Source organism: Bradyrhizobium sp. OAE829, from assembly GCF_040546575.1.
Classification (GTDB): Bacteria; Pseudomonadota; Alphaproteobacteria; order Rhizobiales; family Xanthobacteraceae; genus Bradyrhizobium.
In genome coordinates this window covers 4553248-4573312 of record NZ_JBEPOE010000001.1, presented here as the reverse complement: position 1 = coordinate 4573312, position 20065 = coordinate 4553248, and the positions used below count along the sequence as shown (strand labels likewise).

Sequence of the window (20065 nt, the reverse complement as noted above, 5' to 3'; positions counted from 1 at the left end):
GTGCCCACCACCTCACCCGACTGCTGACTCAAGATCCCGAAAACAACCCCATGCAAAGTATGCTTGGGTGGCAAAGGCGCCCTTCGCGCGCACAAGGGTGGTGGGCACACTTCGCTTTGCCCACCCTACGATCCGGCAAATGCCGGAACCCATGACCATTGCCAGATCACTCCCTATATTGCCCTGACCTCGAATCAGGCAGCCCATGCGCGTTTTCAGCGTTCCCGTATCCGTGCCGCTCTTGCGAACCGTTATCGCCGCACTGGTCGACGGCCGGCTGGTCGATGGTTTCGAGGCGCGCAACAATCCGCTGAACCTGGCGCAGGCGACGCTCTATCTGCCGACCCGGCGCGCCGGCCGGATGGCGCGGGAGATCTTTCTCGACGAGATGAAGACCGATGCGGCGATCCTGCCGCGCATCGTGGCGCTCGGCGATATCGACGAGGACGAACTGGCGTTCGCTGAAGGCTCCGAACAATTCGGCGGCGTGGCGCCGCTCGACATTCCGCCGCGGCTCGGCGAGCTCGAGCGGCGGCTGACGCTGGCCCATCTGGTGGCGGCGTGGGCCAAAACGCCGGTCTCCGCGCCGCTGGTGGTCGGCGGCCCGGCCTCGACGCTGGCGCTGGCCGGCGATCTGGCGCGATTGATGGACGACATGGTCACCCGCGGCGTCGACTGGAATGCGCTCGACAAACTGGTGCCGGACCAGCTCGATCGATACTGGCAGCACTCGCTGGAGTTCCTGCGCATCGCGCGCAAGGCGTGGCCGCAGCATTTGCACGAAATCGGACGGATCGAACCGGCGGCGCGGCGCGACCTTCTGATCGACGCCGAGGCCGCGCGCCTGACTGCGCACCACAAGGGCCCGGTGATCGCGGCGGGTTCAACCGGCTCGATGCCCGCGACCGCAAAGTTCCTGCACGTCGTCGCCAAACTCAAACAAGGCGCGGTGGTGCTACCGGGACTAGATACCGATCTCGATGACGCGGCCTGGCAGACCATCGGCGGCATCAGAGACGCGCACGGCAAGTTCACCACGCCGCCGGCCTCGAACCATCCGCAATTCGCGATGCATGCCCTGTTGGACCGATTCGGCATCACGCGCAGTGACATCGAGATTTTGGGCACACCTGCGCCTGATGGACGAGACGTGCTGGTCTCCGAAACGATGCGGCCGTCGACGGCGACTGAACAATGGCATGACCGACTGGAGCAGCCTGACATTGCCGCGAAGATTTCGGGCGGCATGAAAAACCTCGCGGTGGTCGCGGCGCCCAATCCGGAGATGGAGGCGCTGGCGATCGCGGTCGCCATGCGCGAAGCGCGGCATCTGGGCAAATCGGCCGCGCTGGTGACGCCAGACCGTGCGCTGGCGCGGCGCGTGATGGCAGCGCTCGGCCGCTGGAATCTCGAATTCGACGATTCCGGCGGTGACGCGCTGATGGATACCTCCGCCGGAATCTTTGCGCGGCTGGTGGCGCAAGCCGCGGCGAAGGGGCTGGAGCCCCCGACCTTGCTGGCGCTGATGAAGCACCCGCTGTTCCGGCTGGGTGGTGCGCATGGTGCGCTGAAACACGCCATCGAGGTGCTGGAGCTGGCCCTGCTGCGCGGCACGCGGCCGCAAGCCGGCAGCAATGGCCTCGCGCGCGACTTCGATCGCTTTCGCGCTGAACTCAGGAAATTGAAAGACGGCGAGACCTCCTCGCTCCACGCGTCCGAGCAACGCGCCAGATTGCGCGATGACGAACTCGATCGCGCGCGAGCGTTGATCGCGGCACTGCAGCAGGCGCTGTTGCCGCTGGAAAGCATGGCGTCGTCACAGCCCTATGACTTCGCCGAACTGGCGTATCGCCACCGCGAGGTGTTGATCGCCCTGTCATCCGATCAAACCGAAACCGCCGTCGTGTTCGAGGGCGCCCAGGGATCCGCACTGGCCTCGGCGTTTGCCGATCTGTTGGGTGAACAGAAACCCAGCGGGCTGATGGTACTGCTCGGCGATTATCCCGAATTGTTCCAGACCGCCTTCGCCGACCGCATGGTGCGGCGGCCGGAATCGGCGAGCGCGCACCTGCACATCTATGGCCAGCTCGAAGCACGCTTGACCGAATCCGATCGCGTGATCCTGGGCGGGCTGGTCGAAGGCGTGTGGCCACCGTCACCGCGGATCGATCCGTGGTTGAGCCGGCCGATGCGGCATGAACTCGGGCTCGATCTGCCGGAGCGGCGCATCGGGCTGTCAGCGCATGACTTCGCGCAACTGCTCGGCCACACCGACGTCATCCTGACCCATTCAGCAAAAGTCGGCGGCGCACCGGCGGTGGCCTCGCGCTTCCTGCACCGGCTGGAGGCCGTCGCCGGCGAAGAACGCTGGAAACAAGCCACGCGGACCGGCGAGGACTATATCCGCTTCGCCGCCGAACTCGACCGGCCGACAAAGATAGAGCCGATCCCGCAGCCCGCGCCAAGGCCGCCGCGCGCGACGCGCCCGCTGAAATTGTCGGTGACGGCGATCGAGGACTGGCTGCGCGATCCCTACACGATCTACGCGAAATACATTTTGCGGCTCGATCCGCTCGATCCCGTCGATATGCCACTGTCCGCTGCCGATCGCGGCTCGGCGATCCATGAAGCGCTCGGCGAATTTACAAAAACCTTCGCCGACACATTGCCGGCCCAGCCTGCGCTCGCACTGCGCGGCATCGGCGAGAAATTTTTTGCGCCGCTGATGGAGCGCCCCGAGGCGCGGGCGCTGTGGTGGCCGCGGTTCCAGCGCATCGCCGCATGGTTCGCCGACTGGGAACTGGCGCGCCGCGATCACATCCAGCGGATCGACGCCGAGATCAGGGGCGAGATCGGCATTCCGCTCGACAACGAACGAACCTTCATCCTGTCCGCCCGCGCCGACCGCATCGAGCAGCGCGCCGACGGCCGCTTCGCGATCCTCGACTACAAGACGGGCCAGCCGCCGACCGGCAAGCAGGTGCGGATGGGACTGTCGCCGCAGCTCACCCTCGAGGCCGCAATCCTGCGCGAAGGCGGCTTCAAGGATATAGCTGCGGATTCGTCGGTCGCCGAACTCGCCTATGTCAGGCTCAGCGGCAACAACCCGCCGGGCGAGCACCGTTCGCTGGAACTGAAGATCAGGAACAACGACACGCCGCAGCCGCCGGACGAGGCGGCGGATTATGCGCGGCTGGAGCTGGAAAAACTGATCCGCAAATTCGAAGACGAGAACCAGGCCTACACTTCGCTGAACCTGTCGATGTGGTCGAACCGCTACGGCGCCTATGACGATCTCGCCCGGATTAAGGAGTGGTCCGCGGCCGGCGGATTGGGGATCGAGGAATGGTGAAGGCTCCCCGCATCATTCCGCCGAATGTGCGCGATACCCAGGCGCGCGCGTCCGATCCGGCGGCGTCCTCGTTCGTGTCGGCCAATGCCGGATCGGGCAAGACCCATGTGCTGGTGCAACGCGTGATCCGGCTGCTGCTTGGCGGCGTGGCGCCGGAGAAGATCCTTTGTATCACCTTCACCAAGGCTGCCGCCGCCAATATGGCGGAACGGGTGTTCTCGACGCTCGGCCATTGGGTCACGCTCGACGATGTTTCGCTGGATGCCGCAATCAAGGAAGCGGGAATTGCGAATCCCAATGCAAAATTGCGGAAGTCGGCACGGCAGCTCTTTGCTTGCGCGCTGGAGACGCCCGGCGGGCTGAAAGTGCAGACCATCCACGCGCTATGCACGCGCCTGCTGCAGCAATTTCCGTTCGAAGCCAACGTGCCCGCGCGCTTCGCCGTGCTCGACGACCGCGACCAGAACGAGATGATGGAGCGCGCCAACCTCACGGTGTTTCTGGAGGCATCGCGCCACCCCGACAGCGCGACCGGCCAGGCGCTCCGGATGGCGATGGCCAGTGCCGCCGACGTCACCTTCAAGGAGGTGGTGCGCGAGGCCTGTCTTAGCCGTGATCATTTCATGGCATGGACGGATACTGCCGGCAGCGCGCACGCCGCGGCGAGGCAGACTTCCGCCGCGCTGGGTGTCGACCCCGAGGATCGTATTGAGGATGTCGAGCGCGACATCGTCGATGGACCGAACCTGCCGCGATCTGAATGGGAGGCGATCGCGCGTGTTCTCGACACCGGCAGCAAGACCGACCAGGATCAGGCCGCCCGGCTTCGTTCAGGACTGATGTTCTCCGGCGCTGCGCAGGTCGAAGAATATCTCGGCGTGTTTCTAACCGAGACCGACCGCACGCGCCGCAAATCGGCGGTGACGAAAAAATTCGTCGACAACAATTCTGTCGTTGGTCGCCTGTTCGAATCCGAGGCTGATCGCATCGCCCCTCTGATCGAACGTCGTCGCGCGTTAACAGCCCGCGACCGCACCGAGGCGCTGCTGCACATCGCAACCGCTTCTGCCGCGAATTACCGGCGCGAGAAGCTGGAACGTGGACTGCTCGATTATGATGATTTGATCGACAAGACGCTTGAGATGCTGGACCGCGTCTCCTCCGGCTGGGTCCATTACAAGCTCGATCGTGGCGTCGATCATGTGCTGATCGACGAGGCGCAGGACACCAGCCCGCGGCAATGGGACATCGTCGCGCACATCATTTCCGAGTTTACGTCCGGCGCGGGTGCGCGTGATCGCGTGACGCGCACCGTGTTCGCGGTCGGCGACGAGAAACAGTCGATCTTTTCGTTTCAGGGCGCCGCGCCCCGCGAGTTCGACCTGCGTCGGCGAGCGCTGAAGAAGAAATTCGAAGATGCCGGCCTGAAATTCGATCCGGTATCTTTCAACTATTCGTTTCGTTCCGGGCCGGCGATCCTGCATTCGGTCGATCATGTTTTCCGCGAGCAGGAGATATTCCGCAGTATCCACGCGGTCGAGAACGGATACCCGATCCATCATGCGCTGGAAGACGCAGGCCCGAGCCTGATCGATCTCTGGGAATTGGCCATAGCCGACGACAGGCCTGACATGGAAGGCTGGCGCGCGCCGTTTGACGGCGTCTCCGTGACCAGTCCCGAGGTAAAGCTCGCCCGGCGGATTCAGGCCGAGATCAAAGCGCTGGTCGAAAGCGGCACCATGACCGGCAGCGCAGGTAGCCGCCGTCCACTGCGATATGGCGACATGCTGGTGCTGGTGCGCCGGCGTGGCAATGCGTTCGATGCGGTGATTCAGGCGTTGAAGCACGCAAATGTCCCGGTCGCCGGCGCCGACCGACTCAAACTGACTGAGCACATCGCGGCCATCGACCTGATGAATTTGGCGGACGCGCTGTTGTTGCCGCAGGACGATCTGGCGCTGGCGGTGGCATTGAAGAGCCCGCTGTTCGGTCTTACCGACGACGATCTGTTCAAGCTGGCCTGGCAGCGAAGGGGATCGTTGCGTGCGGCCCTGAGCGCGCGCGCTGCGACCGACGGACTGCTGAGGGACGCGCTTTGGCGGTTGGAGCAATGCGAGCGACGCGTCGTCAACGCGACGCCGTTTGCCTTCTATTCCTGGCTGCTTGGCGGCGACGGCGGCCGTGCACGGATCCTGAACCGGCTCGGACATGAAGCCAATGATGCGCTCGATGAATTTCTGGAACTTGCGCTGAGCTACGAGCGCAAGGCGCCTGCCTCGCTGCAGGGCTTCATGGCGTGGCTGCGTGCGGCCGATACCGAGGTCAAGCGCGACATGGAAATCTCGCGCGACGAAGTTCGCGTCATGACCGTGCATGGCGCCAAGGGCCTGGAGGCGTCTGTGGTGTTCCTGGTCGACACCACGACATCTCCCTCGGATACGCAGCGGCTACGGCTCATCAACCTGCCGCAGGGCAATGCTGGTCTGCACGCCCCCGGAATCGTGGTTTGGGCCGGCCGCAAGGCCGAGGATCCCCCTGCCCTCGTCACCGCACGGGCGGCGATGCTCGGCGATACCGAGGATGAATACCGCCGCCTGCTTTACGTGGCGATGACGCGCGCGGCCGATCGCCTGATCGTCGGTGGTTGCATGCCCGGCAACAGGAAGGATGTTCGCCCCTCCTCCTGGTATGATCTTATCAGCAAGGGCCTCGAACGTTCCGAATTGCAGCTCGAGGAGATCAAGACATCGAGCGGCGTCGTGAAACGCTATTCTCGTTCCGAGAAAGTCGCGCCTGCCACGGGATCAGTTGCGCCGGCAAAGACGCCATCGATTGATTTTCCATCGTGGTTGCTGACCCCGGCGCAGCCGGAGCGTCCGGCGGAGGGTTTGCTGCGCCCGTCCGATCCCGCTGACGACGACAGCCATCCGGTGCGGTCAGGCGAATCGATCCTCGTCCGCGCCAAGGCGCTCAAGCGCGGCACGTTGGTACACCGGTTGCTGCAGTCGCTGCCCGATATCGCCGCCGAACGCCGCCGCGAGGCCGCGCTGTCGTACCTCGTGCGAAATGCCGATGGCTGGACCGAGGACGAGCGGCTCACGCTGGCGGAAAAAGCGCTCGCGCTGATCGCGGATGCGCGCTTTGCGCACGCCTTTGCGCCGGGCAGCCAGGCTGAGGTCTCGATCGTGGGGCGGCTGGATCGGCCCGGGCAGCCACCGGCGCTGGTTTCCGGCCAGATCGACCGGCTGGTGGTCACGGAGCGGGAGGTCTTGATCGTCGATTACAAGACCAACCACGCCCCGCCCAAAACCCCGGAGGAGGCGCCGCGGGGCTATGTCCGCCAGCTCGCGCTCTACCGGGCGGTGCTGGCAAAACTTTATCCCCAGCTGCCGGTCCGGGCCGCGCTGCTTTGGACCGAAACGCCTGATTTGATGGAGATTTCCGCCCCCGCGCTGGACGCGGCGCTGGCATCCTATCATCTCGGCGTGACCGCGCTTGACCCGGCAGGATCGCGTTCATAGGTTTGCCCATATCCTGACGGGCGCGATTCTCATCCGCGCCGCTGTTTCCAACCGAACGAGGTATTCCCATGGCCGTTGGCAAGGTTTCTGACGCCGATTTCGAAGCCGAAGTGCTCAACGCGACCGGGCCGGTGGTCGTCGATTTCTGGGCTGAATGGTGCGGGCCGTGCCGCATGATCGCACCCGCGCTCGACGAAATTTCCGGCGCCATGGGCGACAAGGTCAAGATCGTAAAGCTCAACGTCGACGAGAGCCCGAAGACGGCCTCGAAATACGGCGTGATGTCGATCCCGACCCTGATGATCTTCAAGGGCGGCGAGATGGCCTCCCGCCAGGTCGGCGCCGCGCCGAAGGCGAAGCTGCAGCAGTGGATCACTGCCGCGGTCTGATCGGCTTCGACCGATTGTTATTTGAAACGGCCGGCTCACCGCCGGCCGTTTTGTTTTGATCCCGTAGCCCAGATGGAGCGAAGCGTAATCCGGGAGGGCCGGCCGCGGATACCGAGCCCCGCATCCGGGCTACGAACTTATCTGATCCACCCCGTCGCCAGCGCGCTAGCCAGCTCAAGCTGGCCGTTCTGCCGCGCCAGGGCCGCCATCGCCTCATGGTCGTAGGGCACATGGCGGAACGTCACGCGCCAGTTGCCATCGGCCAGTTCGAGGATCGCGTAGCGCGCATCCGGCGTGCCGGCTTCGATCACATGCGGAAACGGATGGGTGTCGCGATAGCCGGGTGAGCCGACGCTGCCGGGATTGACGATTCTGCGGCCATCGCCAAGCCGGACGGTGCGCGCAACGTGGGTGTGGGCGCAGAGGATCAGCGGCTGCGTGATCCCTTCGGCTTGCTTTTCGATCGCATCGAGCGAGGCCATGCAAACGGTGCCGTCTGATATCACCGTGTCCAGCCAATAGACCTCGTCATGCGCCGGCGTCGCGTGGCAGAGAAACACCTGGTCGCGATAGACGCGCGTTGGCGGCAGCGCGCGCAGCCAGTCGAGATGGGTCTTGTCGAGCTGCGCATGGGCGGGCCGGTCCCAGGAACCCATCTTCTCCGGCGGCCGGTCGATCAGATAGCGATCATGGTTGCCCAGCACGTGCTCCGCATCGAGCGCCATTAGCGTATCCATCGTGCGCCGCGCATCAAGCGGACCGCTCGCCATGTCACCGAGATTGACGATCTCTTTGACGCCCTGCGCGCGGATGTCGGCGATGACAGCCTCCAGCGCGAGATAGTTTCCGTGCACATCGGCAATCGCAGCACATCGCATTATTCATCCCAATCACTATCGCGGGGAACGACCCCGGATTAGCAGCGCGCAAGCGGTGCGCTGCTAATCCGGGGTCCATCCCGTGGGTCCCGGCTCTGCGCAGCGGCACTACGTGCCGTACCGCGTCCGGGACACGAAAATCTCATGCAGGCGGCGTGCCATTGCGGGCCAGCACGTGGCCTGCGAGATAGAGCGATCCCGTGATCAGGATGCGCGGCGGCACTTCGTAAGCAAGTTTCGACAGTGTTTGAAGCGCGGCTTCGACACTGGCGGCATTTTCCACGCGCATGCCCAGCGCACGGGCGGCATCCGCCAGCCGGTCCGGCGGCATCGACGCGGCCATCGAGCTCGCATTGTCGCGCCCGGGGATCGGCACCGCCATGATATGGCGCGTCAGCCCGGCGAAATTGGCGAGGAACGCGCCCGCGTCCTTGTTGGCCATCATGCCTGTTATAACTACCAGCGGCCGCGACACCCGCTCTTCGAGATCGCCCAATGCAGCCGCGGCGACGCGCCCGCCTTCGGCATTGTGTCCGCCATCGAGCCAGATCTCGCAGCCCTGTGGGCCCTGCTCGACCAGCGCGCCGGAAACCAGGCGCTGCATCCGCGCCGGCCATTCGGCGTTGACGATGCCGGCCTCGAAATGGGGCATGCCGATCTTGAAGGCATCGAGCGCACGCAAGGTCGCGATGGCGAGCCCGGCATTGTCGAACTGATGCCGGCCGAACAGTTTTGGCGCCACCAGATCCATCAGGCCGCGATCATCCTGATAGACCAGCCGGCCGCGCTCGACGCTGACATGCCATTGCTGGCCGGCCGCATGCAGCGGCGCGCGCAAGCGGCGCGCCTGCGCCTCGATCACATTCATCGCTTCCGGCGCCTGCTCGGCGCAAACCACCGGCGCATTGCGCTTGATGATGGCGGCTTTCTCCCCGGCAATCTCGGTCAGCGAATTACCGAGGAATTCCGTATGATCCATGCTGACCGGCGCTATCACGCTCGCAACCGGCGCCTCGATCACATTGGTGGCGTCCAGCCGTCCGCCGAGCCCTACTTCCAACAGCACGACATCGGCCGGATGCTGTGCAAACAGACAAAACGCCGCCGCCGTCTCGATCTCGAAAATCGTGATCGGATCGCCCGCGTTGGCGCGTTCGCAATCCTTCAGCACGGCGCACAATTCATCGTCATCGACCAGCACGCCGCCACCGCTGCGGCCAAGACGAAAACATTCGTTGAGCCGCACCAGATAGGGCGAGGTATAGACGTGAACGCGCAGGCTAGCTGATTCCAGGATCGCGCGCAGATAGGCAATGGTAGAACCCTTACCGTTGGTGCCGGCGACATGGATCACCGGTGGCAGCTTCCTTTCAGGGTGATCGAGCCGCGCCAACAGGGCCTGCATGCGATCGAGACTGAGATCGATGCGGCTGGGATGGAGCGCCGACAGCTGCGCGATCAATTCGTCGAGCGAGGGCTGCGGTCTGTCGGCGGATACGTTCACGCGTGAGGTGCGGCCGGCACCGCTTCCGGCGCCGAGACGATCTGGGCCGGGTCGGTAACCTGCGGCACGGCTTTCGACGCAACATCAGGCGCCGGCGACTTCGTCAGCAGCCGGCACAGCCGCGCCAGGGTGGGGCGCATTTCGTGGCGGTGCACCACCATGTCGACCATGCCGTGGTCGCGCAGATATTCGGCGCGCTGGAAACCTTCCGGCAGTTTCTCGCGAATGGTCTGTTCGATGACGCGCGCGCCGGCGAATCCGATCAGCGCACCGGGCTCGGCGATCTGCACGTCGCCCAGCATGGCGTAGGACGCGGTGACGCCGCCGGTGGTCGGGTTGGTCAGCACAACGATGTAGGGCAGTTTTGCTTCGCGCAGCATCTGCACGCCGACCGTGGTTCGCGGCATCTGCATCAGCGACAAAATGCCTTCCTGCATCCGCGCGCCGCCGGAGGCTGCGAACACGATGAACGGCGATTTCTTTTCGACCGCGAGCTCGAGCCCGCGCACGATCGCTTCACCCGCGGCCATGCCGAGCGAACCGCCCATGAAATCGAAATCCTGCACGGCCACGACGACGCCGGCGCCTTCGAGTTTGCCGTAGCCGACCTTGATGGCGTCGTTCAAGCCGGTCTTGGCGCGGGCATCCTTGATGCGGTCGGCATATTTGCGCTCGTCGCGAAACTTCAGCGGATCGGCGGTCACGTCAGGCAGCGCGATATCGTACCAGGTCTCGTTGTCGAAGATCGACTTCAGCCGCGCCACCGCGCCCATGCGCATGTGATAGTTCGAGCCGGGAATGACGAATTGGTTGGCCTCGACATCCTTGTAGAACACGAGCTGCCCGGAATCCGGGCACTTGATCCACAGATTCTCCGGCGTCTCGCGGCGCAGGATGCTGCGGATCTTCGGCCGGACGACGTTGGTGAGCCAATTCATGTTTCGCTCCGAAATGCGGTTGAACGCATCGACCTTATATTCTGACGCGCTTTCTTCACGCGAACCGGTATCCACTTCGCTCGAAAACGCTACGCTCGATATATGGCGGCCCCGGCCTGACCCGGCAAGCCGCAGGTAGCGCCTCAATCTACGCCAAAATGGCCTATTCTGCGGCCTGCTTGGCGCCCCTAACGCCCTGCGCCAGGGCGGCAACGAGGTCGGCCACGGCGGGTACGGTCTTGGCGGTGGCGCGCCCCTCGGCGTCGAGGCTGCCGCGCAGGGCATCGACCAGGGCGGTGCCGACCACGGCGCCATTGGCGTTCTCGGCGATCGCGCGCGCGGCATCCGGCGTCCTGATACCGAAGCCGACGCAGACCGGCAGTTTGGTGTGCCGCTTGATTCGGGCGACGGCTTCACCGACCACGTGGGAATCGGCGCTGGCGCTGCCAGTGATGCCGGTGATCGCGACGTAATAGACAAAGCCCGAGGTGTTCGCGAGCACCGCCGGCAGGCGCTTGTCGTCGGTGGTCGGCGTCGCCAGCCGAATGAAATTGAGCCCGGCCTTCATCGCCGGCAGGCACAGCTCGTCGTCTTCTTCCGGCGGCAGATCGACGATAATCAGACCATCGACGCCGGCGGTCTTCGCGTCGACGAGGAACTTGTCGACGCCGTAAATGTAGATCGGATTGTAATAGCCCATCAGCACCAGCGGCGTGGTGTCGTCGTCCTGGCGGAAGCCGCGCACCATCTCCAGCGTCTTCTTCAGGGTCATGCCGGCTTTCAGCGCGCGCAGGCCCGCCGCCTGAATCGACGGCCCGTCGGCCATCGGATCGGTAAAGGGCATGCCGATCTCGATCATGTCGGCGCCGGCCTTCGGCAGCGCCTTGAGGATGTCGAGCGAGGTTTTCGGATCGGGATCGCCGGCCATCAGGAAGGTGACGAAAGCCGAGCGGCCCTGCTTGGCGAGTTCGGCGAAGCGTGCGTCGATACGGGTACTCACTTCTTCTCACCCTTCAAGATTTCGGCGACCTGCGGGATGTCCTTGTCGCCGCGGCCCGAGAGATTGACGACCATCAAATGATCCCTGGGCCGCTTCGGCGCGAGCTCCACGACCTTGGCGATGGCGTGTGCCGATTCCAGCGCGGGGATGATGCCTTCCAGCCGCGACAGCAATTGGAACGCGGCGAGCGCCTCGTCGTCGGTGGCGCTGAGATAGGTGACCCGGCCGTTTTCATAGAGCCAGGAATGCTCCGGCCCGATGCCGGGATAATCCAGTCCCGCCGAGATCGAATGCGCGTCCTGGATCTGGCCGTCGTCGTCCATCAGCAAATAGGTGCGGTTGCCATGCAGCACGCCGGCCCGGCCGCCCGCGATCGAGGCCGCATGCAACTGCGTCAGGCCATGGCCCGCCGCCTCGACACCGAAGATCTCGACCGAGGGATCGTCGAGGAAGGGATGAAACAGCCCCATCGCATTGGAACCGCCGCCGATGCAGGCGACCAGCGAATCCGGGAGCCGGCCCTCGGCCTCCTGCATCTGCTCGCGGGTTTCGTCACCGATCACGCACTGGAAGTCGCGCACCATCATCGGATAGGGGTGCGGCCCCGCGATCGTACCGATACAATAGAACGTGTTGTGCACGTTGGTGACCCAGTCGCGCAGCGCCTCGTTCATCGCGTCCTTCAGTGTGCGCGTCCCTGATTGAACCGGGATCACCTTGGCACCGAGCATTTCCATGCGGAACACGTTGGGTGCCTGACGCGCGACGTCGACCGCCCCCATATAGACGATGCATTCCAGCCCGAACCGAGCACACAGCGTCGCGGTGGCGACGCCGTGCTGGCCGGCGCCGGTCTCGGCGATGATGCGCTTCTTGCCCATCCGGCGCGCGACCATGATCTGGCCGAGCACATTGTTGACCTTGTGCGAGCCGGTGTGGTTGAGCTCCTCGCGCTTGAAATAGACTTTTGCGCCGCCGAGATGCTCGGTCAGGCGCTCGGCGAAGTACAGCGGCGACGGCCGTCCGACATAGTGCTCGAGAAAGCCCTTCATTTCCGCGGCGAACGACGGATCGGCCTTGGCGGCGATGTAGGCCTTCTCCAGATCCAGGATCAGCGGCATCAGCGTTTCGGCGACGAAGCGGCCACCGAAATTGCCGAAATGACCACGCTCGTCGGGGCCGGTGCGGAAGGAGTTTGGCAGGGGATTCGACTGACCTGGATTCATCGGACCATCAATTCTTCGGTGGCGCGCGCGGCGCGGATAAAATCGCGGATCATGTCGGGATCCTTGACGCCGGGCGAACGCTCGACGCCCGAGGACACATCGACGCCGCCCGCACGGGTGACGCGAACGGCCTCGGCGATGTTGGAAACGTTGAGCCCGCCCGAAACCATGAACGGCAGTTCGAGGTCGAGCTTCTCAAGCAGGCTCCAGTCGAACACAGCCCCTAACCCGCCCGGGCGGGTGGCATCCTTTGGCGCACGGGCGTCGAACAGGATGCGGTCGGCGACTGCAGCATAGCCCGCGAGCGGCACGAGATCGGCCGCGGTCTCGACCGGAAGCGCCTTCATCAGCGGCAGGCCGAATTTCGCCTTGATGTCGCGCAGCCGCGCGGTGGTTTCCTTGCCGTGCAATTGCAACATGTCCGGCCGCAGGGTCTCGACGATATTCTCGAGCGTCGCGTCGTCGGCATCGACCGTGAGCGCCACCTTGACGGCGCGGCCCTTGGCTTGCTTGCCGAGCTCGCGCGCGGTCTCGAGGCCGACATGCCGCGGCGACTGAGGGAAGAACACGAACCCGACCATGTCAGCGCCAGCCCCGAGCGCGGCGTCGAGCGTCTCGCGCGTGGACAGGCCGCAAATTTTGACGAGCAGGGACATGGTCTCTCGGACGCGGCTTTCAAGCCGCCAAATGCGGGTTGGAACTGAGCTGTTTGGGCGGGTTCTACAACGTCGCGCCCTGCTTGTCTCGCCCGGCGGCCCCGTAAATGCCGCGCGGGGCCGGCCCTGCAAGCTGCGGCACGGCACCCCGGGAGACCGCCGCAGCGGCGCGCAGATCGGCTATTTCCGACCGCGCCCGCCGGGCCTCGGCCTCGTGCTGGCGTGCGGCGCGGCGCCAGCGGCGCTGGCGGAACCAGGTCGCCATGCCGCCCGCCGCGACCCCCAAAATCGCGACCGCAATGATCACCACGAACAGCGGCATCGACACCGCGAGCGACGGATTGACGGAATCGAACGGATCGAACGACACCGTCACCGAATGACGGTTGGCGACCGCAAAGACGATGAAGATGACGCCCAGGGGAATGACGACCAGCGCCGAGAAGAATTTTCGCATGACCATCTCTCGCAGTGCGGACTCTCGAAGCAGCTGACATCGGCGGGCATGTGTCCCGCAACACGGCACCCGATAATCAGAACCCGGTGGGGTCTTTTACTTGACGCGTTTTCTTCACGCGAACCGGGGTCCACTTCGCCCGAAAACGCTATGGTTACGCGCCGGCCTCGGGCGAACCGCCCTCGCGGTTCAGCCGCTCACGCATTTCCTTGCCCGTCTTGAAAAACGGAACGCTCTTCTGATCGACCGGCACATGCGCGCCGGTGCGTGGATTGCGTCCTGCGCGGGCTGGACGATGCTTGACCGAGAAAGCGCCGAAACCGCGGAGCTCGACACGGTCGCCGCGCGCCAGGGCAGCGACGATCTCATCGAGAATCGCGTTCACAATGTTCTCCACATCCCGCTGATAAAGATGCGGGTTGTGCTCGGCGATGCGCTGAACAAGTTCGGATTTGATCATCGAGACTGGGGTCCACTGTCGTGCGGACTTCCATTTCCGTGAAAATGCCTTGAACTGTCAAGACGCTAAATCAATTTTGGGCCACGCGAAATGACGTGACAAATGGCCCGGAAAGGGGTTGTCGCAACACCCGCAATGCGGGAGGACCGCGCCAAACCTCGCTTGCGCGGCTTCAATTGGAGGCCGCGGGCCGCCACAGTGCCAGCATACCGTCCAGTGCCAGCTGGTCGACGGCTCCTGTGACGCCGGCCAGCTCGATCTGACGCGCGATCGCGCTCAGGCCGAGCGCATCGAGGCTCACTGACGCAACTGCGCGCAGGAAAGTCATGTCGCCGAACCGCGGGGTCAGCTTGAAATCGCGCACCGGCAGATCGCTCTTGATCTTCTTCTCGGCGACCAGCCATGCCACCGCGGTTTTCTCGTCGCCGAGCTGATCGACCAGCTTCAGCTCGACCGCCTGGCGGCCGGTGAACACGCGTCCGTCCGCGACTTTTTCGAGCAACGCCTCGTCCATGCCGCGCCGCGCCTTCACGAGGCCGCGGAACCAGGCGTAAGAGTCCTTCACCAGCGCGTCGAGCGCCGCCCGCGCCTCGGGGCTGGTTGGCTCAAAGCCGTTCGGCGCCGCCTTGAGCGGCGAGGATTTCACTTCCTCGACCTTGACGCCGACGGTCTTCATCAACTCGGTGAAATTCGGAAACTGAAACAGCACGCCGATCGAGCCGACCAACGAGCTCTGCTGGGCGATGATGTGATCGGCCGCAAGCGCCCCGATGTAACCGCCTGAGGCGGCCAGCCCTTCGACCACCACGACCAGCGGCTTCTTGGCCTTCAGCCGCGTCAGCGCGTCGTAGAGCTGCTCGGAGCCGGCGGTGGTGCCACCCGGCGAATTGATGTGCACGATGACGGCCGCCGCCGACGACTTCTCCAGCCGCTCCAGCGCCTCGACGCGCTGCTGATCGCTGCGAATGAGGCCCTCGATATTGACGCGGGCAATCGAGTTGGACACCGACAGCGACGAGCGGCCGGCCGGTGTCGCGAGCACACCGACGACAACGACCGCGGCAAGCACGACCACGGCCGCCACCAGGCGCCAGAACGTCAGCTTGCGGCGTATCCTGCGGCGATCGACGATCACGTCCGAATCGAGCGACATCGAAATTCTCCTGACGTCAGCAGCGCGTTTTGCCTTCGCAGCGTCACCAGCACGTTATCCAATTACATCAATTGCGACGCAATATGAAGAAAACAAGGCCCGTTAGCCTGCGTTTGTAGCCCGGATGGAGTGCAGCGCAATCCGGGGATAGGTCGACCCGCAGGCAAGACTGCCCCGGATTTCGCTTCGCTCCATCCGGGCTACGCCCTCCCACAAGGGAAGAAGGGAAAAGAAAAGGCCCCGGTCGAAACCGGGGCCTGGTCTTTGCGAACAGGGAAGCTGCGCTTACTTGTCGCGGTTCTTGAGCGCGGTGCCGAGAATGTCGCCCAGCGTCGCTCCCGAATCGGAGGAACCGTACTGCGCGATGGCTTCCTTTTCTTCGGCAACTTCCAGCGCCTTGATCGAGACCTGCACCTTGCGGGCCTTCTTGTCGAACTGGATCACGCGGGCATCGACCTTCTCGCCGACGGCGAAACGCTCGGCGCGCTGATCGTTGCGATCGCGGGCGAGTTCCGACCGCTTGATGAAGGTGGAGAAGTCGGTCCCCGAGATCTTCACCTCGATACCGGCTTCCTTCACTTCGAGCACTTCGCAGGTCACGACCGCGCCCTTCTTGACGTCGCCAGGCTCTGCGAAGGGGTCGCCTTCGAGCTGCTTGACGCCGAGCGAGATGCGCTCCTTTTCGACATCGACGTCGAGCACCACGGCCTTGACCATGTCGCCCTTCTTGAAGTTGTCGATCACCTGCTCGCCCGGAAGCTTCCAGTCGAGGTCGGAGAGATGGACCATGCCGTCGACGTCGCCGTCGAGACCGAGGAACAGACCGAACTCGGTCTTGTTCTTGACCTCGCCTTCGACGGTCGCACCGACCGGGAACTTCTCGACGAAGACTTCCCAGGGGTTGCGCATGGTCTGCTTGAGGCCGAGCGAGATGCGGCGCTTGACCGAATCCACTTCGAGAACCTGCACTTCGACTTCCTGCGAGGTCGAAACGATCTTGCCGGGGTGCATGTTCTTCTTGGTCCACGACATTTCCGAGACGTGGATCAGGCCTTCGATGCCCGGCTCCAGTTCGACGAACGCGCCGTAGTCGGTGATGTTGGTGACGCGGCCGGTGAAGCGCGCGTTCAGCGGGTACTTCGCCTCGATGCCCTGCCACGGATCGTCCAGCAGCTGCTTCATGCCGAGCGAGATACGGTGGGTCTCGTGGTTGATCTTGATGATCTTGACCTTGACGGTCTGGCCGATGGTGAGCACTTCGGTCGGGTGATTGACCCGGCGCCAGGCGATATCGGTGACGTGCAAGAGGCCGTCGATGCCGCCGAGATCAACGAACGCACCGTAATCGGTGATGTTCTTGACCACGCCGTCGATCACCTGGCCCTCTTCGAGGTTCTGCACCAGCTCCTGGCGCTGCTCGGCGCGGGTCTCTTCGAGAACCGTGCGGCGCGACACCACGATGTTGCCGCGGCGGCGATCCATCTTGAGGATCTGGAACGGCTGCGAATTGTTCATCAGCGGCGCGACGTCGCGGATCGGGCGGATGTCGACCTGCGAACGCGGCAGGAAGGCCACCGCGCCGTCGAGATCGACGGTGAAGCCGCCCTTGACCTGGTTGAAGATGACGCCGTGAACCTTCTCGTTGTTGTTGAAGGCCTTCTCGAGCTTGCCCCAGCTCTCCTCGCGGCGCGCCTTGTCGCGCGACAACACGGCTTCGCCGAGCGCATTCTCGATCCGGTCGAGGAACACCTCGACTTCGTCGCCAACCTTGAGTTCGCTGTCGCGGCCGGGTCCTGCGAATTCACGCAGCGCCACGCGGCCTTCGGTCTTCAGGCCGACGTCGATGACGGCCATGTCCTTTTCAATTGCAACTACCTTGCCCTTGATGACGGAGCTTTCCTGCAAATTGCCGCCGGCGAAGGACTCGTCCAGCATCGCAGCGAAATCGTCGCGGGTAGGATTATAAGAAGCAGCAGTCGAAGCCATTTGTTCTCCAGATGCGGGTATCGCCGGCCATTCGGGTTAAGGGGCGTATCGCGCGTGAAGTGTCAGGGGTCCGCAAACCCTAACGACCGCCGTTTGCGGGAAATCGCAAATAGCGGGCCGGCAGCATGCCTGCACGTTCGATCCGTTGATTTATCCGGAGCCTCGAAGCGTATCGACTTCAGGAACCTGGAGCGGGCTTTCCTCCAATGACGGCAGGGGCTCAAACCGCCTGCCGGCCCGCTCGGACAGCCCTGATCTTATCGATGGCGGCCCGGATGGCCGGTGATATAGCCCCAAGGGGTCTTTTCGGCAAGCGGAAATGCCCGATTTACGAGGCTTTAAGGCTGGCGGGCGCTCGCCATGAGCCCATGTTTTCAACGCCTTGTTCACCGCAGGACGCAAAAGGCCCGCAGTGTCAGGCGAGATGGAACCCGACCTTAAGCGCCGCCCCCCAACGATGGCACGGTTCAAAAACAGGGGGAGTGTCACCATGAAGAGCCTGATCGCGATGACCGCCATCGCCGTCTTTACCGTCGCTACGGCCGTTGCCGGCAAGCCGGCCTATTTTGCGACCGACAAGGCGATTGCCGCGGCCAAATCGAAGCCCGTGCAAATGGCCGAACAGCGATTGCCGTTCGACCGCGACCGCTCGAAAAACTGATCCGAAAACGTCAGCGCCCGGCGCGGACGGCTTCGACGATCGCGATCGCGGCGCGAACGCCGCCTTCGATATCGAGATTGGAATTGTCCAGGACATGCGCATCGGGGGCCGCCTTCAGAGGCGCCGCCGCCCGATTGCGGTCCCGCTCGTCGCGCTTGAGAATATCGGCCAGCACCAGCGCTTCGTCCGCCGCTTCGCCGCGCGCGAGCGCTTCCAGCGTGCGGCGGTGGGCCCGCACCGTTGGGTCGGCGACGACGAAAATCTTCACCTCCGCATTCGGGCAAATCACGGTGCCTATGTCGCGCCCGTCGAGCACCGCGCCCGGCGGATCGGCCGCGAACTGGCGCTGAAAGCTCACCAGTGCTTCCCGCACTGTGGGAATGGCTGACACCACCGAAGCGGCATCGCCGATCCGCTGCGACTTCAGCTCGGGATGGCCGAAGTTTTCCGGATCGAGCGCCATCGCGGCGGCGACAGCGCGGGCTTCGTCGGTGAGATCAAATCCCTGGTCCAGCAGCATTTTGGCCACGGCGCGATAAATCACGCCGGTATCGAGGTGGCGATAGCCGTAGTGCTGCGCGAGCCGCTTGCCCAGCGTGCCCTTGCCCGAGGCGGCGGGTCCGTCGATGGCGATGATCATGAGCGCCATGTGCGACAGAGCGGCCATGGCGGTCAAGACCGTGCGTCAGAGGTGAAGGGCCCACCGCTCCGGGAGACGGCCGCCTCATCGCCAGGGAAACCTGCATTCCGCGATGCGGACATAGGCGCGCCGGATGCGTCCAAATGTGCCTCGCCCCCGCCGCAGCCCGCCTCTATCCTGAGACCAGCCGGGGCATTCCATCGCATCTGCGAATCGCCCGATTCAAAAAAAAGATACGGCCGGAGGGATACGATGAGCACGATTTCACGACGTCAATTTATTGGCACCGCCGCAGCAGCCTCGGCGATCCCGCTGATCGGGAGTTCGGCGCATGCGCAGACCGACTGGCCGATCAAGCCCATCAAGATCATCGCCGGCTATCCCGCCGGAGGTCAGACTGACCTGTTTGCACGGACTTATGGCGAACATATCCGGGCCACCACGGGGCAGAATGTGGTGGTGGAAAACAAGGCCGGTGCCTCGGGATCGGTCGCGGCGGTCGAAGCCAAACGCGCCGCGCCCGACGGCTACACGCTGATGTTCACGATCTCGACGACGATGATCATGAACCGCGTTCTGATCAAGGACATCGCTTACGACACCGACAAGGATTTCATTATCGTTTCGATCATGCCGGCAGGCAGCCTGCCGTTCGTCGCCGCAGAAAAGACGGGCGCCAGGACTCTCGCGGAATTTGTCGCCTACGCGAAGAAGGCCGAGAAGATCAACATCGGCACCTATGGCGCAGGGTCATACGCGCACATGGCGGTCGCCGAAACGAACAAGCAATACGGTCTCAAGATGGAAGCGGTGCACTATCGCGGCGAAGCGCCGATGTGGACCGATCTGGCCGGCGGATTCATCGATGGCGCGCACGGCAGCTACTCCGCGGCGTTGTCCGTGCTGCAGAGCGGCCGCGGCCGTGCGGTCGCCGTCTCGCGCAAGCGCATGTCGACATTGCCGGACGTTCCTTCCTTTGCAGAGCAGGGCACCACATCGCCGATCTTCAAGCTGACCGGCTTTCAGTGCTGCGCCGTGCCGACAGGAACGCCGCCGGAAATCGTTCAGAAGCTGTCAAAACTTCTCGTCGAGGGCGGCAAGACTGAAAAAGTGCTGCAGCTGATGAAATCATTCGGCGTCGACGACACCGCGATGACCTTCGAGGAGACGCAGAAACTGTACAAGGAAGAAGCGCCGATCTGGCTCGAGGCGGTGACCAGTCTCGGGCTTGCGCCGTCCTGAAC

At 64.0% G+C, this 20065-nt stretch carries 16 protein-coding genes; 5 read left to right on the top strand and 11 right to left on the bottom strand.

Features of this window, described 5'->3' with window-relative positions; all coding sequences use genetic code 11:
* Nucleotides 1-205: 205 nt before the first annotated feature.
* The 3 genes from addB to trxA all read left to right on the top strand — a co-directional run bounded on the left by addB (nt 206) and on the right by trxA (nt 7262).
* Nucleotides 206-3352, top strand: coding sequence for a double-strand break repair protein AddB (gene addB, locus ABIE49_RS22130; protein ID WP_192736240.1), 3147 nt, complete (start codon nt 206-208; stop codon nt 3350-3352).
* Nucleotides 3346-6873, top strand: a complete 3528-nt coding sequence (gene addA, locus ABIE49_RS22125; RefSeq protein ID WP_192736239.1) for a double-strand break repair helicase AddA — start codon at nt 3346-3348, stop codon at nt 6871-6873. Before addB ends, addA begins: the two co-directional genes overlap by 7 nt.
* A 68-nt stretch (nt 6874-6941) precedes the next feature.
* Entirely contained in the window at nt 6942-7262 is a 321-nt protein-coding gene (gene trxA, locus ABIE49_RS22120; RefSeq protein WP_192736238.1) for a thioredoxin, read from the top strand.
* 137 nt (nt 7263-7399) lie between these two features.
* On the opposite strand, the gene ABIE49_RS22115 is transcribed toward trxA, so the two are convergent.
* From ABIE49_RS22115 to rpsA, 10 genes are all read right to left on the bottom strand, one after another.
* Entirely contained in the window at nt 7400-8140 is a 741-nt protein-coding gene (locus ABIE49_RS22115) for a metallophosphoesterase family protein (RefSeq protein WP_192736237.1), read from the bottom strand.
* A gap of 142 nt (nt 8141-8282) precedes the next feature.
* Nucleotides 8283-9644 (bottom strand): bifunctional folylpolyglutamate synthase/dihydrofolate synthase, encoded by a 1362-nt coding sequence (locus ABIE49_RS22110; RefSeq protein WP_192736236.1) that lies wholly within the window; start codon nt 9642-9644, stop codon nt 8283-8285.
* Nucleotides 9641-10582, bottom strand: coding sequence for an acetyl-CoA carboxylase, carboxyltransferase subunit beta (accD, locus tag ABIE49_RS22105; RefSeq protein ID WP_192736235.1), 942 nt, complete (start codon nt 10580-10582; stop codon nt 9641-9643). Before accD ends, ABIE49_RS22110 begins: the two co-directional genes overlap by 4 nt.
* A gap of 163 nt (nt 10583-10745) precedes the next feature.
* Nucleotides 10746-11582 carry a tryptophan synthase subunit alpha gene (gene trpA / locus ABIE49_RS22100; RefSeq protein ID WP_192736234.1) on the bottom strand — a complete coding sequence of 279 codons (837 nt, stop codon included), beginning with the start codon at nt 11580-11582 and terminating at the stop codon, nt 10746-10748.
* On the bottom strand, nt 11579-12808 hold the full coding sequence (gene trpB, locus ABIE49_RS22095; RefSeq protein ID WP_192736233.1) for a tryptophan synthase subunit beta: 1230 nt from the start codon (nt 12806-12808) through the stop codon (nt 11579-11581). Before trpB ends, trpA begins: the two co-directional genes overlap by 4 nt.
* Entirely contained in the window at nt 12805-13464 is a 660-nt protein-coding gene (locus ABIE49_RS22090) for a phosphoribosylanthranilate isomerase (protein ID WP_192736232.1), read from the bottom strand. Before ABIE49_RS22090 ends, trpB begins: the two co-directional genes overlap by 4 nt.
* Nucleotides 13465-13528: 64 nt before the next feature.
* A complete protein-coding gene (locus ABIE49_RS22085) occupies nt 13529-13921 on the bottom strand; it encodes a lipopolysaccharide assembly protein LapA domain-containing protein (protein WP_192736231.1) in 393 nt (130 codons plus the stop codon).
* A gap of 154 nt (nt 13922-14075) precedes the next feature.
* Complete coding sequence (locus ABIE49_RS22080) at nt 14076-14381, bottom strand: integration host factor subunit beta (protein ID WP_192736230.1); 306 nt, start codon at nt 14379-14381, stop codon at nt 14076-14078.
* A gap of 172 nt (nt 14382-14553) precedes the next feature.
* A complete protein-coding gene (gene sppA / locus ABIE49_RS22075) occupies nt 14554-15534 on the bottom strand; it encodes a signal peptide peptidase SppA (protein ID WP_192736229.1) in 981 nt (326 codons plus the stop codon).
* A 285-nt stretch (nt 15535-15819) separates the two neighbouring features.
* Nucleotides 15820-17520 carry a 30S ribosomal protein S1 gene (gene rpsA, locus ABIE49_RS22070; RefSeq protein ID WP_192736228.1) on the bottom strand — a complete coding sequence of 567 codons (1701 nt, stop codon included), beginning with the start codon at nt 17518-17520 and terminating at the stop codon, nt 15820-15822.
* Between the two features lie 490 nt (nt 17521-18010).
* Between rpsA and ABIE49_RS22065 the strand changes: the two genes are divergently transcribed.
* Entirely contained in the window at nt 18011-18181 is a 171-nt protein-coding gene (locus tag ABIE49_RS22065; protein WP_192736227.1) for a hypothetical protein, read from the top strand.
* 10 nt (nt 18182-18191) lie between these two features.
* Here the strand turns inward: ABIE49_RS22065 and cmk are convergent, their stop codons facing one another.
* Nucleotides 18192-18821 carry a (d)CMP kinase gene (cmk, locus tag ABIE49_RS22060; RefSeq protein ID WP_192736531.1) on the bottom strand — a complete coding sequence of 210 codons (630 nt, stop codon included), beginning with the start codon at nt 18819-18821 and terminating at the stop codon, nt 18192-18194.
* 252 nt (nt 18822-19073) lie between these two features.
* Between cmk and ABIE49_RS22055 the strand changes: the two genes are divergently transcribed.
* Nucleotides 19074-20063, top strand: coding sequence for a Bug family tripartite tricarboxylate transporter substrate binding protein (locus ABIE49_RS22055; protein ID WP_192736226.1), 990 nt, complete (start codon nt 19074-19076; stop codon nt 20061-20063).
* Nucleotides 20064-20065 lie beyond the last annotated feature (2 nt).

Coding starts and splice junctions, on each gene's coding strand:
- addB (WP_192736240.1), top strand. CDS start 206: ATGCGCGTTTTCAGCGTTCCCGTATCCGTGCCGCTCTTGCGAACCGTT.
- addA (WP_192736239.1), top strand. CDS start 3,346: ATGGTGAAGGCTCCCCGCATCATTCCGCCGAATGTGCGCGATACCCAG.
- trxA (WP_192736238.1), top strand. CDS start 6,942: ATGGCCGTTGGCAAGGTTTCTGACGCCGATTTCGAAGCCGAAGTGCTC.
- ABIE49_RS22115 (WP_192736237.1), bottom strand. CDS start 8,140: ATGCGATGTGCTGCGATTGCCGATGTGCACGGAAACTATCTCGCGCTG.
- accD (WP_192736235.1), bottom strand. CDS start 10,582: ATGAATTGGCTCACCAACGTCGTCCGGCCGAAGATCCGCAGCATCCTG.
- trpB (WP_192736233.1), bottom strand. CDS start 12,808: ATGAATCCAGGTCAGTCGAATCCCCTGCCAAACTCCTTCCGCACCGGC.
- ABIE49_RS22090 (WP_192736232.1), bottom strand. CDS start 13,464: ATGTCCCTGCTCGTCAAAATTTGCGGCCTGTCCACGCGCGAGACGCTC.
- ABIE49_RS22085 (WP_192736231.1), bottom strand. CDS start 13,921: ATGCGAAAATTCTTCTCGGCGCTGGTCGTCATTCCCCTGGGCGTCATC.
- ABIE49_RS22080 (WP_192736230.1), bottom strand. CDS start 14,381: ATGATCAAATCCGAACTTGTTCAGCGCATCGCCGAGCACAACCCGCAT.
- sppA (WP_192736229.1), bottom strand. CDS start 15,534: ATGTCGCTCGATTCGGACGTGATCGTCGATCGCCGCAGGATACGCCGC.
- rpsA (WP_192736228.1), bottom strand. CDS start 17,520: ATGGCTTCGACTGCTGCTTCTTATAATCCTACCCGCGACGATTTCGCT.
- ABIE49_RS22065 (WP_192736227.1), top strand. CDS start 18,011: ATGAAGAGCCTGATCGCGATGACCGCCATCGCCGTCTTTACCGTCGCT.
- cmk (WP_192736531.1), bottom strand. CDS start 18,821: ATGATCATCGCCATCGACGGACCCGCCGCCTCGGGCAAGGGCACGCTG.
- ABIE49_RS22055 (WP_192736226.1), top strand. CDS start 19,074: ATGAGCACGATTTCACGACGTCAATTTATTGGCACCGCCGCAGCAGCC.